Origin of the sequence: Kitasatospora purpeofusca, from assembly GCF_042691725.1 — a bacterium.
In the GTDB taxonomy this organism is placed as follows: domain Bacteria; phylum Actinomycetota; class Actinomycetes; order Streptomycetales; family Streptomycetaceae; genus Kitasatospora; species Kitasatospora purpeofusca_B.
Window position 1 is genome coordinate 2,779,210 of the sequence record NZ_CP170483.1, and the last position, 13,180, is coordinate 2,792,389.

At 71.9% G+C, this 13,180-nt stretch carries 12 protein-coding genes and 2 riboswitches; of the genes, 6 read left to right on the forward strand and 6 right to left on the reverse strand.

Going from position 1 to position 13,180, the window contains the following annotated elements; genetic code table 11:
* Positions 1-4 precede the first annotated feature (4 nt).
* A riboswitch (cyclic di-AMP (ydaO/yuaA leader) is annotated at positions 5-157 on the reverse strand.
* Positions 158-503: 346 nt separating this feature from the next.
* The 3 genes from ACFCLZ_RS11500 to ACFCLZ_RS11510 all read right to left on the reverse strand — a co-directional run bounded on the left by ACFCLZ_RS11500 (position 504) and on the right by ACFCLZ_RS11510 (position 3,684).
* Positions 504-1,547: an NlpC/P60 family protein gene (locus tag ACFCLZ_RS11500; protein WP_380284784.1), complete on the reverse strand. Its 1,044-nt coding sequence runs from the start codon at positions 1,545-1,547 to the stop codon at positions 504-506.
* A gap of 211 nt (positions 1,548-1,758) precedes the next feature.
* On the reverse strand, positions 1,759-3,060 hold the full coding sequence (locus tag ACFCLZ_RS11505; protein WP_380286143.1) for an NYN domain-containing protein: 1,302 nt from the start codon (positions 3,058-3,060) through the stop codon (positions 1,759-1,761).
* A 360-nt stretch (positions 3,061-3,420) separates the two neighbouring features.
* The gene (locus tag ACFCLZ_RS11510; protein WP_376084137.1) at positions 3,421-3,684 is read right to left on the reverse strand and encodes a hypothetical protein; all 264 of its coding nucleotides are present in this window, start codon (positions 3,682-3,684) and stop codon (positions 3,421-3,423) included.
* Positions 3,685-3,884: 200 nt separating this feature from the next.
* Between ACFCLZ_RS11510 and ACFCLZ_RS11515 the strand changes: the two genes are divergently transcribed.
* The gene (locus ACFCLZ_RS11515; RefSeq protein ID WP_380284785.1) at positions 3,885-4,763 is read left to right on the forward strand and encodes a rhomboid family intramembrane serine protease; all 879 of its coding nucleotides are present in this window, start codon (positions 3,885-3,887) and stop codon (positions 4,761-4,763) included.
* On the forward strand, positions 4,760-5,041 hold the full coding sequence (locus ACFCLZ_RS11520) for an Lrp/AsnC ligand binding domain-containing protein (RefSeq protein ID WP_380284786.1): 282 nt from the start codon (positions 4,760-4,762) through the stop codon (positions 5,039-5,041). Before ACFCLZ_RS11515 ends, ACFCLZ_RS11520 begins: the two co-directional genes overlap by 4 nt.
* A 20-nt stretch (positions 5,042-5,061) precedes the next feature.
* On the opposite strand, the gene ACFCLZ_RS11525 is transcribed toward ACFCLZ_RS11520, so the two are convergent.
* The 3 genes from ACFCLZ_RS11525 to ACFCLZ_RS11535 all read right to left on the reverse strand — a co-directional run bounded on the left by ACFCLZ_RS11525 (position 5,062) and on the right by ACFCLZ_RS11535 (position 8,391).
* A complete protein-coding gene (locus ACFCLZ_RS11525; protein ID WP_380284787.1) occupies positions 5,062-6,462 on the reverse strand; it encodes an aminotransferase class V-fold PLP-dependent enzyme in 1,401 nt (466 codons plus the stop codon).
* Between the two features lie 51 nt (positions 6,463-6,513).
* Positions 6,514-6,631, reverse strand: a riboswitch (SAM riboswitch).
* 107 nt (positions 6,632-6,738) lie between these two features.
* Positions 6,739-7,815 (reverse strand): anthranilate phosphoribosyltransferase, encoded by a 1,077-nt coding sequence (gene trpD, locus ACFCLZ_RS11530; protein WP_380284788.1) that lies wholly within the window; start codon positions 7,813-7,815, stop codon positions 6,739-6,741.
* A gap of 150 nt (positions 7,816-7,965) precedes the next feature.
* Complete coding sequence (locus ACFCLZ_RS11535) at positions 7,966-8,391, reverse strand: hypothetical protein (RefSeq protein ID WP_380284789.1); 426 nt, start codon at positions 8,389-8,391, stop codon at positions 7,966-7,968.
* Between the two features lie 392 nt (positions 8,392-8,783).
* Here ACFCLZ_RS11535 and ACFCLZ_RS11540 point away from each other — a divergent pair, with 392 nt between their 5' ends.
* The 4 genes from ACFCLZ_RS11540 (at position 8,784) to ACFCLZ_RS11555 (ending at position 13,123) form a co-directional block, all read left to right on the forward strand.
* On the forward strand, positions 8,784-9,404 hold the full coding sequence (locus tag ACFCLZ_RS11540) for a heme-copper oxidase subunit III (RefSeq protein ID WP_380284790.1): 621 nt from the start codon (positions 8,784-8,786) through the stop codon (positions 9,402-9,404).
* Between the two features lie 187 nt (positions 9,405-9,591).
* Positions 9,592-10,401 (forward strand): c-type cytochrome, encoded by an 810-nt coding sequence (locus ACFCLZ_RS11545; RefSeq protein WP_380284791.1) that lies wholly within the window; start codon positions 9,592-9,594, stop codon positions 10,399-10,401.
* Between the two features lie 8 nt (positions 10,402-10,409).
* On the forward strand, positions 10,410-11,468 hold the full coding sequence (locus ACFCLZ_RS11550) for a Rieske 2Fe-2S domain-containing protein (RefSeq protein WP_380284792.1): 1,059 nt from the start codon (positions 10,410-10,412) through the stop codon (positions 11,466-11,468).
* The gene (locus ACFCLZ_RS11555) at positions 11,465-13,123 is read left to right on the forward strand and encodes a cytochrome bc complex cytochrome b subunit (RefSeq protein WP_380284793.1); all 1,659 of its coding nucleotides are present in this window, start codon (positions 11,465-11,467) and stop codon (positions 13,121-13,123) included. The genes ACFCLZ_RS11550 and ACFCLZ_RS11555 overlap by 4 nt, the downstream gene beginning before the upstream one ends.
* The last annotated feature ends 57 nt before the right edge of the window (positions 13,124-13,180 follow it).

Below are 13,180 nucleotides of genomic sequence, written 5' to 3' on the forward strand. Positions count from 1 at the left end.
GGACTCCTTCTTCCTCATCCGCCTACCGGGTGAGCTGACGGGTTCGGGCGGAAGCGTGCCCTACGACGCCTCACCCGCCGCTCGCGCGGCCGGCCTGGCGCCGATTCACCCCGGAGGAACGTGGTTCCCCGGCTCCGCTCCACAGCGGACCCCCGACTGCTGGATCCTCACTCGGACGGGCCACTCGTGGCTCCGCCCCGCTGCTTCGCGAACTCGGCGGCGAACCCCGCCGCCACCCAGGCTGGGTGATCGACTGTGCGTGGTTCAAGGCACGACCCTAGTAACAGATCCGTGATCCGTTCAAATCCTTGTCAGAAAAAAGTCAGAAGAATACCCAAGTTCCTTTGTGAATATGACCGAATGTAATCACATCCCCACGACGGGCTGATCATTCTCCGTCAGGCCGGGGAGCACGCGGCCGAAACGCCAGCGCCACCCCCGAGCGGGGGTGGCGCTGATCACAGGAACCGGAACCGCCCCTTCGGGCGTGTCGTGTCGGACCGTCAGACCCGGCGGATCGTGTTGATCGACATGGCGTCGGCCTTCATCACCTTCACCACGTCACCGGTGTGCGGCGCGTGCACCACCATGCCGTTGCCGATGTACATGCCGACGTGGCTGCGGTCGTTGCGGTAGATGATCAGGTCGCCCGGCTGGGCCTCGGCGAGGGACGGCACCCGGGTGCCGTAGTTGCCCTGCGCCTGCGAGGTGCGCGGCAGCGAGACGCCGGCCTTCCCGTAGGCCCAGACCATCAGGCCGGAGCAGTCGAAGCCGCTCGGGCCGGTGGCGCCCCAGACGTACGGCGAGCCCTGCTTGCTCATCGCGTTGGCGACCGCGGCGCCGGCCATGCCGCTGGCCTGCGGCAGGCTGCCCAGGTCCGCGCGCTCGCTGCCGCGCGAGGCGCGGTCGGCCTGCTGCTGCTGCGCCTTCAGAGCCGCGCGGTCGGCGGCGCTGAGCGAGTTCAGCAGGTCCTGGGCCTCCTTCAGCTTCTTGTTGACATCGGCCTTGGACTGGTTGAGGTCCTTGGTTGTGGTGTCCAGCGAGGCCAGCACGGCGGCCGCCTCGGTCTTCTGCTGGTCGAGCCGGCGCTGCTGGTCCTGCAGGCCCTTGAGCGCCTCGGCCTGGCTGGAGCTGGCCTGCTGCACGCTGGAGGCCTTGTCCAGGTAGCCGGACGGGTCCGAGGAGAGCATCAGCTGGACGGACGGGTCGATGCCGCCGGTGCGGTACTGCTCGCCCGCCACCTCGGCCAGCCCGGCCTGAAGCTGGGTCATCTGCTCCTGGCCGCGGGCCACCTGGTCCTGCAGCTGGTCGGCCTGCTTGCGGAGCTGGTCGGCGCGCTCCTTGGCGCCGTTGTACTTCTCGGTGGCCTGCTCGGCCTCTTCCTGCAGCTGGTCGATCTGCGCCTTGACGTCGTCCTTCTTCGGCGACGGGCTGGGCGCGGCGTGGGCGGCGACCTGGGCGGAGAGAGCGACCGCGGTCGCAGCGGCAGCGGTGAGCACGGAGACCCGCGCGCGGCTCGGCTGCTTGGGACGGCGGTGGGAGGCCAAGAGACCGGCTCCTTCTTCCAATGGTCTCATCCGAACGGGTGAGAATCCGGAAAATAGGTTTGACGCCAGACCCTAGTGAAGATCCACGTTTCGCGCCACTCCCCCGATCGCGTGAACCCGAACCGCCCATCTGACTTCACAGAATTCGCACAACATCGCAATCCCGGCGCTGACCAGCCGTCATACCGGCCTGCCGACGTCCCGCGAACGACTACGGGCGGGCCAGCCGATTCAACAACAGCACCGACGCGACGGGGCGCGCGCCGGCCTTCCGCACGCCGTCCGCGACCTCCCGGTCGGTGGAGACCACCACCACCGGGCGCCCCTGCGGCTCGGCCCGCACCAGCCGGCGGATCAGCTCGTCCGCCGTCTCCCCGGTCCGGCTGAACCGCACCCGCACCCCGCGCGGCGGCGCCATGATCACCGGCACGTCCAGGTCCTGGCCGTCGAACACACAGGTGACCTCCGCCTGGGTGCGCTGCGCCAGCATCGCCAGCCCGCCCAGCAGCCGGATCCGCTGCTGCTCCAGCGGCAGCGTCGGATAGCCCGTCTTGGTCACGTTGTAGCCGTCCACCACCAGATGGACCTGCGGGATCGCCAGCAGCTGGTCCAGCAGCGCCGGATCGTCCTCGGCCAGGCCCCGCCGCGCCACGTCGTGCGGCGAGGCCGAGCCCGGCTCCACCGCCTCCACCAGGTCCGCCGGACGGATCTGGGAGACCGGCAGCGCCAGCTCCCGCTGCAACCCCTGCGCCGACTGCAGCACGGTGTCCAGCAGCAGCCGCAACCGCATGTCCTCCACGCTGCGCCCCTCGCGGGCCGAGCGGCGGCCCTGCTCGACGGCGGTCTCCAGCTCCGCGACCCGGTGCCGCAGCCGGCGCGCCTCGCTCTCCGCCGCGCTCCGCTCGGTCGCCGCCTGCGCCCGGAGCGCCTCCAGCTCGGCGGCCACCTTGCGGGTCTCCGCCTGCGCCCGGCGGGTGTCGCTCTCCAGCGACCGCAGCCTGCGGCGCAGCGAGTCCGCCTCCCGGCGGACGTCCTCCGACTCGGCCCGCTGCCGCTCCAGGTCGGAGCGCGCCGCGGAGCGCACCTCGGTCAGCTCGGCCTGCAGCTTCTCCACCAGCCGGGCCGCCTCGGCCACCGCGCCCTCGGCGCCCGCCCGCTCGGCCTCCTCGCCGGCCTCGGCCACCAGCCGGCTCCACCCGGCGGAGCGCACGAGGTAGGCGGCGGCGGCCACGTCCATCGGGTCGGCGGCGCCCGGCACGGTGCCCGACTCCAGCGCCCTGACCAGGTCCGGCTGGCCCAGCCGCAGCCGCTCCGCTATCCGCGACCGGAAGGCCGGCTCGGCCTCCAGCGCCGCCGCCAGCGCGGTCGCCGCGTACTTGGCGCGGCGCGCCGGGGTGAACTTGGCGTACTGGCGCAGCGACTGGGGCAGCTCCGCGAGCGGCAGCCCGCCGAGCGCGTCGGAGGCGAGCCCCACCACGCGCCGGCGCACGCCCTCGGGCAGCGGCCGGTCCAGCGTCTCGGCGCCGCCCGCCGCGGCGTCCCCGGTGTCCCCGGCGTCCCGCGCCGATCCGTCGACGGCTGCCGCCGGCTCGTCACCGCCGCCGGACTCCTCCCCCGCGGCCGTCTCGACCGGGGTGTCGGTACCGGAGGGGGCGGCCCCTGCCGCGTCCGGCGCCTGCGCGTCCACAGCGGGCTGCGGCCCCTGCGGCCCCGCGGGCTCCCTCGCTGCGTCCACCACGTCCTCGGCTCCGATCCTGGTCCAGCGGAGTACGGCTCCCTGCCGTCACCCCCGTCACACTCCGCGCGTTCTCCCTGCATTGTCCCGCGCGGCGGTCGGCCGTGCCCCGCACCGCCCGCCGCACGGATCAGGCGGTCAGGCCTGCTCGGGGGCCTCGGCGCCGTCGGCCGCGCCCGGGCGGGCGACCAGCTCGACCTGGTCGACCGCGTTGCACCAGCGACAGCGCACCGACTCGACGGTCTCGCTGAGGACCTGGGTCTCCTCGATCTTCGACTCGCCGGCCAGGTCGAAGTGGAGGAACTCGGTGACCCGGGCGGTCCGGGTCACGTCGAAGCGGGTCAGGTTGCCGCAGAGCGTGCAGCGCCAGCGCGTCTCGGCGGTCAGGGCGGGGACGGTCATCGGGGGTCCTCTCGGGTGGTCCCGGAACGGGCTCAGGCGCTCCCCCGGAGCCCCGGCGTCGGCGGCGGGAGGCGGGATCGCCCGCCCCAAGCCTATTGCCTGGGGCAACCTTCGCGGCCACCGGCCGACCGGCCCCCACCGGTAGCCCACCTGCCGTAACCGCACGGTGCCCGACCGGCGCCGGGGGGATGCTGGGGCCCATGGCGATCCCGGTCCTCCCCGCCCGCACCGGCGCGCGCCGCGGCCGGCCGCCCGCCACCGCCCCGGCCGTCTGCTACGCGCTGATCGCGCTCAACACCGCGGTGTTCCTGGCCGGACCGGCCGCCGGGATCAACCCGCTCTACGGCCGCGGCCAGGCCCGGGTCTGCGCGGAGCAGCGCTACGAGCAGCGCTGGGGGGCGGTCCCCGCCGAGCTGCTGACCGGGCGCCCGCTGACCGCCGGCCAGCTCGCCGAGGCCCCCGACCCGGTGCCCGGCTGCCCGGCCGCGCCCACCCCGGGCAAGCACCCGGCGCTCTCCGCGCTCAGCGCGCTCTTCCTGCACGGCGGCTGGCTGCACCTGCTCGGCAACCTGCTCTTCCTGCACGTCTTCGGCCCGACCGTGGAGCGGCGGCTGGGGCGCTCCCGGTTCCTCCTCTTCTATCTGGCGTCCGGGGCGCTGACCACCTACGGCTTCGCGCTGGCCGAGGCGCACTCGGCGGACGCGACCCGGGTGCTGATCGGCGCCTCCGGGGCGATCTCCGCCGTCCTCGGCGCCTACCTGCGGTTCCATCCGCGGGCCCGGGTCACCACGCTCGTCCCGCTGCTGCTCTTCCTGCCGCTGCGCTTCCCGGCGTGGCTGGTGCTGGGCCTGTGGTTCGCGCTCCAGTGGTGGTCGGTGCACGCCGCCGGGCCCGGGGGCACCTCCCAGCCGCCGGGCCGGGGGAGCGTGGCGTACCTGGTGCACGTGATCGGCTTCGCGGCCGGGTTCCTCTACGCCTGCACCCTGACCGGGCGCCGGACCCGGGCCACCCGCCCCCGCGACGGTGCCGTCGACGCCCGATACGCTGGCGGCACCTCACAAAGGAGTACGCCACCGTGATCACCGCCATCGTCCTGATCAAGACCAGCGTCGACCGCATCCCGGAGATCGCCGAGGCGATCGCCGCCATCGAGGGCGTCAGCGAGGTCTACTCGGTGACCGGCGGCTACGACCTGGTCGCGATGGTGCGGGTCGCCCGGCACGACGACCTCGCCGAGGTGATCCCCGGCCGGCTCAACAAGGTCCCGGGCGTGGCCCACACCGAGACCCAGATCGCCTTCCGCACGTACTCCCAGCACGACCTGGAGGCCGCCTTCTCGATCGGTCTGGACGAGTAGGACGGCGCGGGCAAAGCCGCTCAGCCCTCCCGGCGGGTGTCCGCGACGCAGCGGCCGCCCTCGTTGCGGTAGGTCCACGCCGCGCCGTCCGTGACCAGCTCGCGGACCGCGGTCAGGAACCGGTCCACGTGCTCGTCCGGGGTGCCCGCGCCGAAGCTCACCCGGATCGCGTTCAGGCTGCGCTCGCCGGGCAGCGAGGGCTCCGGCGCACCGCACTCCGAGGGCGCGGCCTCCTCGTCGCCGAGCAGGGTGCGCACCAGCGGGTGGGCGCAGAACAGGCCGTCGCGGACCCCGATGCCGTACTCGGCGGACAGCGCGGCCGAGAAGTGCGAGCTGTTCCAGCCGCGGACGACGAAGGAGAGCACGCCCACCCGGTCCGAGTCGGCGCCGAACAGGTTCAGCACCCGGACCTCCGGGATCTCGGCCAGCCCGGCCTTCAGCCGCGCGACCAGGGCCCGCTCACGGGCCTCCAGCGCGTCGAACCCGGCCTCGGTGAGCGCCCGGCAGGCCGAGGCGATCGCGTAGGCGCCGATGACGTTGGGCGAGCCGGCCTCGTGCCGGGCCGGGCCGGTGTGCCACTGCACGGCCACCGAGCCGTCGGCCTCCCGGGCCACCGTGCGGGTGGCGCCGCCGCCGGCCAGGTACGGGTCGGCCGCGTCCAGCCAGTCGGCCCGGCCGGCCAGCACCCCGGCGCCGAACGGCGCGTACAGCTTGTGGCCGGAGAAGGCGATCCAGTCGACGTCCAGCTCGCGCACCGACACCCGGTGGTGCGGGGCCAGCTGCGCGGCGTCGAGCACCACCCGGGCGCCGTGCCGGTGGGCGGTCCGGGTCAGCTCGGCGACCGGCCACAGCTCGCCGGTGACGTTCGAGGCGCCGGTGACACAGAGCAGCTTCGGGCCCTCGGGCGCCTCCGCGAGCGCGGCGTCGAAGGCGGCGACCGCCTCGGCGTGCGAGCGGGGCGCGCGCAGGTAGGTGACGGCCAGGCCGGCGTGCGCCCAGGGCAGCAGCGAGGCGTGGTGCTCGGTCTCGAAGGCGAACACCCGGGTCCCGGCCGGGAGGGCGCCGGCCAGCAGGTTGAGCGAGTCGGTGGTGGCGCGGGTGAAGACCACCTGGTCGTCCTCGCGCAGGTCGAGGAACTCGGTGACGGTGCGGCGGCTCTGCTCGAACAGGTCGGTGGAGAGCTGCGACAGGTAGCCGGCGCCGCGGTGCACGCTGCCGTAGTAGGGGGCGTAGGCGGCGACGTCGTCCCAGACCCGCTGGAGCGCCGGGGAGCTGGCGGCGTAGTCGAGCGCCGCGTAGCCGACCTTGTCGCCGTTGGCGAGCGGGACCTGGACGTCGTGGCCGAGGACGGCGAGGGGGGCGCTCGGGAGGGGCGCCGAAAGAAGGGTGGCGGCGGGCGACTGCTGGGACGAAAGGGACATGAGGATGCACTCCTGTACGGGTCTGGGACCCCGGGAGTGCGATCGGTCCGGCGTCCGCGCTTGCCACGCGGACGGCTCGCCGCGTGACCCGGTCCTCACCCAGGGCACCCCGCCACGGACGGAGGGTTGCCGGACAGCCAGCTGGGGCTTGACGCTGTCGCTCATGACCTGGCGAAGACTCTAGGTCGCGTCCGCCCCGCGGTCAAACAGCCGTCCGTATCCCGGACACCCGCGGGGGCCCACCGGGAGGATTCCCGATGGGCCCCAACTCCCGCGTCACGCCCGGGTGGTGGCCTCCGACCAGTGCTTCAGCAGATCGCGCGCGGCGCCCGAGTCGATGGCCGCGGCGGTGCGCCGCATGGCCGTCCCGAGCTGCTCGGCGAGCGGCGCGTCGGTCTGGTCGAGCGCCACCAGCGCGGCCGCCGAGTTCAGCAGCACCGCGTCACGCACCGGCCCGTGCTCCCCGGCCAGCAGCCGGCGCGCGACCTCCGCGTTGTACGCCGGGTCCCCGCCGCGCAGCGCCTCGATGCCGACCGGCTCGATGCCGACCTCGCGCGGGTCGAAGGAGGTCTCGGTGACCGCGCCGTCCCGGACGACCCAGACCCGCGAGGTGGTGGTGATGGTCAGCTCGTCCAGCCCGTCGTCGCCCCGGAAGACCAGCGCACTGGCGCCGCGCCGCGCCAGCACCCCGGCGATCAGCCCGGCGAGTCGGGTGTCGAAGCAGCCGATGGCGTGCGAGGTCACCCGGGCCGGGTTGGTGAGCGGGCCGAGGATGTTGAAGGCGGTCGGCACTCCGAGCTCGCTGCGGGCCGGGCCCGCGTACCGCATCGACGGGTGGAAGGTGGCCGCGAAGCAGAAGGTGAGCCCGACCTCCTCGGCGACCTCGGCGACCCGGCGCGGCCGCAGGTTCAGGCTGATGCCCAGCTTCTCCAGCACGTCCGAGGAGCCGCTGGCCGAGGAGGCGGCCCGGTTGCCGTGCTTGACCACCTTGGCCCCGGCCGCCGCGGCGACGATCGCGGACATGGTGGAGATGTTGACGGTCTTGGCCCGGTCGCCGCCCGTGCCGACGATGTCCACCGCCGGGCCGGGGATGGTGAGCGGCTCGGCGTGCGAGTACATCGAGTCGACCAGGCCGGAGATCTCGTCGACCGTCTCGCCCTTGGCCCGCAGCGCCACCATGAAGCCGGCGATCTGGACCGGGGAGGCCTCCCCGCTCATGATCCGGTCCATCGCCCACTCGGTGGCCGCGCGGTCGAGGTCCTCCCCCCTCAGCAGCGCCGACAGGATGTCCGGCCAGGTGCGGACCACCTGCGCGGGCTCGCTACCGCCGTTCGCAGGGTGCACGTTCACCATGGCTGACTCCAGCTCTCGCTCCCCGCGGACGGGGAAGGACGTAGGGACGCCAGTCAGCCTATCGAGCGGCGGCGCCCGGGGCTCCGCCGTTCACCCTTCTTCTCTTGTCCTGAGACGCCGGAGTGAGACGCCGGGGCCGCGGCGGGACCGCTAGCTCGCGGCGGGCGCCCGCTTGGCCAGCCGGGCCCGCAGCAGCGTGGCGACGGCCTCGGCCAGCGCCACCGGGTCCACCGGCCGGGAGATCGCCGCGTCGGCCCGGCTCCAGGCCGCCAGCCAGGAGTCCTGCGGCCGGCCGATCAGCACCAGCAGCGGCGGGCACCCGTAGATCTCGTCCTTCAGCTGCCGGGCGAGCCCGAGCCCGCCGGCCGGCACCGCCTCGCCGTCCAGGACGCAGAGGTCGACGCCGCCCTTCTCCAGCGCCTTGAGCACCGCGGGGGTGGTCGCGCACTCCAGGTAGGACAGCTCCGGCAGGTCCTCCGCGGGCCGCCGGCCGAGAGCGGTCAGCACCTGCTCGCGGGTGGTGCGGTCGTGGCTGTAGACCAGAACGGTCAACGTCTCGTCGGTCGTGTACGCCATGGGCCTGCTCCCTCACGTGTGATCCGGACCACGTTCGCCTCTCCCCGGATGCTACTCCCGATCACCCGCCGCCGAGCCCTTCCCGGGAGATCCTTCTCGCGCCGCTCCGCCCGCGACTGGTCCGGGCGGAGCAGGGCGCGTCACCCCCGCCCGCGCGGACCACCCGTACGGCGGACAGGTGGCCTCTCCCCCTACTACGGACGGCCCCGCGGGCCCGGCGCGACACGCCGTCGGGGCCCGCGAAAGCGCCTCCGAGGAACCGTCAGAAAAGGGACACGCCGCTGCTCAGTGGGGGTGGGTGCGGTCCATCGGGTGCCAGGGGGGCATACCGCACGCACCGGACACTCCGAGGGACACCCCCCGGCGTGAAGACGGAATAAGGGACCGACATAATGTCCGTCGTGGCGACAGCAACAGCAGTAGAAACCGGGCACGCGCACGGATCGGTCAACCGGCCGAACATGGTCAGCGTCGGAACGATCGTCTGGCTCAGTTCCGAGTTGATGTTCTTCGCGGCCCTCTTCGCGATGTACTTCACGCTCCGCTCCGTCAAGGGGCCGGAGTTCTGGACCGAGAAGGCGCACGCCCTCAACGTGCCCTTCTCCTCGGTCAACACCACGATCCTGGTGCTCTCCTCGCTCACCTGCCAGCTCGGCGTCTTCGCTGCCGAGCGCGGGGACGTGAAGAAGCTCCGCTCGTGGTTCGTCCTGACCTTCGTGATGGGCGCGATCTTCATCGGCGGCCAGATCTTCGAGTACACCGAGCTGGTCAAGAAGGACGGCCTCTCGCTGTCCTCCGACCCGTACGGCACGGTGTTCTACCTGACCACCGGCTTCCACGGTCTGCACGTGACGGGTGGTCTGATCGCCTTCCTGCTGGTCCTGGGACGGACGTACGCAGCCAAGCGCTTCACGCACGAGCAGGCCACCGCCGCGATCGTGGTGTCGTACTACTGGCACTTCGTCGATGTCGTGTGGATCGGCCTGTTCGCGACCATCTACCTGATCAAGTAACCAGCTGATCAGGTCGCTGGCCACCGGCCTCGGGTCCCGCCCTCACCGGCGACGGCCCGATTTCGCCGGTGCCGACGCTCCCACCGACCGACCGCGCGCGCAGCCCTAGACAGGCAGCCTCGTGCCGGCCAGACCGGCCGCCGGGTGCACCCACCAGTCGACCAGATCCTGACACCGGGGTTATTCCGTGAAAAAGCTCTCCGCACGACGGCGCCACCCACTGGCGGCGCTGGTCGTCCTACTTCTCGCCCTGGCGGCAACCGGGGGGCTGTACGCCGCGTTCGCGCCCGCCGACAAGGCGCAGGCCGACGTCGCCGCGCAGTCGCTCGCGATCGACGAGGGCAAGAAGCTCTTCGCCGTGGGCTGCTCCTCCTGCCACGGCCTGAACGGCCAGGGCACCAGCGACGGTCCGAGCCTGGTCGGCGTCGGCTCCGCCGCGGTGGACTTCCAGGTGGGCACCGGCCGCATGCCGGCCCAGCAGCCCGGCGCCCAGGTGCCGCGCAAGCCGAACATCTACTCGCAGGCGGAGATCGACCAGCTCGCCGCCTTCGTCGCCTCGCTCGGCCCCGGTCCGGTGACGCCGACCGAGGAGCAGGTCACCTCGACCAACCCCGAGGACCTCTCCAAGGGCGGCGAGCTGTTCCGCACCAACTGCGCCCAGTGCCACAACTTCGCCGGCCAGGGCGGTGCCCTGACCCAGGGCAAGTACGCCCCGTCGCTGGAGGGCGTGGACGCCAAGCACATCTACGAGGCCATGCAGACCGGCCCGCAGAACATGCCGTCGTTCCCGGACAGCATCATGCCCGAGGAGCAGAAGAAGCAGATCGTGGCCTTCGTCCGCCACACCACCAACGATGAGCCCAACCCCGGCGGTCTCACGCTCGGCAGCCTCGGTCCGGTGACCGAGGGCCTGTTCGGCTGGATCTTCGGTCTCGGAGCGCTCATCGCGGTCGCGATCTGGGTCGCCGCCCACACCACCAAGGCCAAGAAGTCATGAGCCACGACATGTCAGAAGAGAAGCTCCCGGAGTCGCACGGCTCCACCGGGCACCACGAGGTGGCCGCCCACGGCGACCCGTTCGCCGACCCCGGTCTGCCGGCCCACGAGCCGCGCCGCACGGACATCGACGAGGTGGCCGCCAAGCGGGCCGAGCGTCAGGTGTCCCTGATGTTCGTCGCGTCGATGATCGCCACCATCGGCTTCATCGCCTCGTACGTGGCCATCGACCCGGACCAGATCGTCTACATCTGGCCGCTGGGCCACGTCAGCGCGATGAACTTCGCGCTCGGCATGACCCTGGGCGCGGCGCTGTTCCTCATCGGCGCGGGCGCGGTCCACTGGGCCCGCACCCTGATGTCGGACCACGAGATCCCGGCCGAGCGTCACCCGATCGAGGCCGACGACGAGGTCCGCGCCGACGTCATCGACCAGTTCAAGACCGGTGCCGCGGAGTCCGGCTTCGGCCGCCGCAAGATGATCCGCAACACCCTCATCGGGTCGATGGCGCTGGTCCCGCTCTCCGGCGTGGTCCTGCTCCGCGACCTGGGCCCGCTGCCCGAGGACAAGCTGCAGCACACCGGCTGGGACGAGGCCACCGAGGCCAAGCCGCTGCAGCTGATCAACATGAACACCAACCTGCCGATGAAGGCCGAGGACATCATCCAGGGGTCCCTGGTCTTCGCGATGCCCGAGGGCCTGACCACGCACTCCGAGGACTTCCAGGTACGCATCGCCAAGGACTCCCTGATGCTGGTGCGCATCGCGCCGGAGGACATCAAGGACGAGAAGTCCAAGGAGAAGGGTTTCGAGGGCATCCTCGCCTACTCCAAGATCTGCACCCACGTCGGCTGCCCGATCAGCCTGTACGAGCAGCAGACCCACCACGCGCTCTGCCCCTGCCACCAGTCGACCTTCGACCTGGCGGACGGCGCGCGCGTCATCTTCGGCCCGGCCGGCCACCCGCTGCCGCAGCTGAGGATCACCACTGACGAGAAGGGCTTCCTGGTCGCCCACGGCGACTTCGACGAAGCCGTCGGCCCGAGCTTCTGGGAGCGTGCTCGATGAGCAGTACGAGCAGCACCACCTCCGGCGCCGCCAAGCCCGGCAGCACGCGCGCCAAGCCCGCGAACAAGTGGGAGCAGGCCGCTGACTGGACGGACGGCCGGCTGGGGATCTACTCCCTCGCCAAGGCCAACCTGCGCAAGATCTTCCCGGACCACTGGTCCTTCATGCTGGGCGAGATCTGCCTCTACACCTTCGTCATCATCATCCTGACCGGCGTCTACCTGACGCTGTTCTTCAAGCCCTCGATGGGCGAGGTCATCTACGACGGCTCGTACGTGCCGCTCAAGGGCCTCCCGATGTCCGAGGCGTACGCCTCGACGGTCGACATCAGCTTCGAGGTGCGCGGCGGTCTGCTGGTCCGCCAGATCCACCACTGGGCCGCCCTGGTCTTCGTCGCGGCGATGATGGTGCACATGCTGCGCGTCTTCTTCACCGGCGCGTTCCGCAAGCCGCGCGAGATCAACTGGGTCTTCGGCTTCCTGCTGCTGGTCCTGGGCATGTTCGACGGCTTCTTCGGCTACTCGCTGCCGGACGACCTGCTCTCCGGTACCGGTATCCGGTTCATGGAAGGCGCGATCCTCGCCGTCCCGCTGATCGGCACCTACGTCCAGATGTTCCTGTTCGGCGGCGAGTTCCCCGGCCACGACATCGTGCCGCGGTTCTTCACCATCCACGTGCTGCTGATCCCGGGCATCATGCTCGGCCTGCTGGTGGCGCACCTGATCCTGGTCTTCTACCACAAGCACACCCAGTGGGCGGGCCCGGGCAAGACCGAGAAGAACGTCGTCGGCATGCCGCTGATGCCGGTCTACATGGCCAAGGCCGGTGGCTTCTTCTTCCTGGTGTTCGGCATCATCGCCGCCATCTCGGCGATCGCCACGATCAACCCGATCTGGTCGGTCGGCCCGTACCGCCCGGACCAGGTGTCCACCGACGCCCAGCCCGACTGGTACATGGGCTTCTCCGAGGGCCTGATCCGCGTCATGCCGGGCTGGGAGATCGGCCTGTGGGGCCACACCCTGAACCTGGGTGTCATGGTTCCGCTGGCGATCTTCCCGCTGGTGCTGGCCTCGATCGCGGCCTACCCGTTCATCGAGGGCTGGATCACCGGCGACAAGCGCGAGCACCACATCCTGGACCGCCCGCGCAACGCCCCGGTCCGCACCGCCCTGGGCGCCGCCTGGATCAGCCTCTACCTGCTCCTGCTGGTGGCCGGTGGCAACGACCTGTTCGCCACCCACCTGCACCTGTCGATCAACTCGGTCACCTACTTCGTCCGCGTCGGCTTCTTCGTCGTCCCGGTCGTGGTCTTCATCGTCACCAAGCGCTGGTGCCTCGGCCTCCAGCGCCGCGACAAGGAGAAGGTGCTGCACGGTCGCGAGACCGGCGTCATCAAGCGCCTGCCGCACGGCGAGTTCATCGAGGTGCACGCCCAGCTGCCGCAGAAGGACCTGCACGCGCTCACCGCGCACGAGCAGGTGGAGCCGTTCGAGCTGCCGGCCGAGACGGACGAGAACGGCGTGGCCCGCAAGGCCGGCGTCCTCAGCCGGACCCGGGCGAAGCTCTCCCGCGGCTTCTACGGCGAGGGCAGCCAGATCCCCAAGCCGACCTCCGAGGAGCACCACGAGATCACCAGCGGCCACGGCCACCACTGATCCCGTACGCGTCCCCGCGTCGCACCCGAGGGCCGCTGACCAGAGTTCTTCTGGTCG

Bases quoted from the DNA above. Each gene is read 5' to 3' on its own strand.
- ACFCLZ_RS11510 (WP_376084137.1), bottom strand. From the start codon at position 3,684: ATGACCGTCCCCGCCCTGACCGCCGAGACGCGCTGGCGCTGCACGCTC.
- ACFCLZ_RS11515 (WP_380284785.1), top strand. From the start codon at position 3,885: ATGGCGATCCCGGTCCTCCCCGCCCGCACCGGCGCGCGCCGCGGCCGG.
- ACFCLZ_RS11525 (WP_380284787.1), bottom strand. From the start codon at position 6,462: ATGTCCCTTTCGTCCCAGCAGTCGCCCGCCGCCACCCTTCTTTCGGCG.
- trpD (WP_380284788.1), bottom strand. From the start codon at position 7,815: ATGGTGAACGTGCACCCTGCGAACGGCGGTAGCGAGCCCGCGCAGGTG.
- ACFCLZ_RS11535 (WP_380284789.1), bottom strand. From the start codon at position 8,391: ATGGCGTACACGACCGACGAGACGTTGACCGTTCTGGTCTACAGCCAC.
- ACFCLZ_RS11540 (WP_380284790.1), top strand. From the start codon at position 8,784: ATGTCCGTCGTGGCGACAGCAACAGCAGTAGAAACCGGGCACGCGCAC.
- ACFCLZ_RS11550 (WP_380284792.1), top strand. From the start codon at position 10,410: ATGTCAGAAGAGAAGCTCCCGGAGTCGCACGGCTCCACCGGGCACCAC.
- ACFCLZ_RS11555 (WP_380284793.1), top strand. From the start codon at position 11,465: ATGAGCAGTACGAGCAGCACCACCTCCGGCGCCGCCAAGCCCGGCAGC.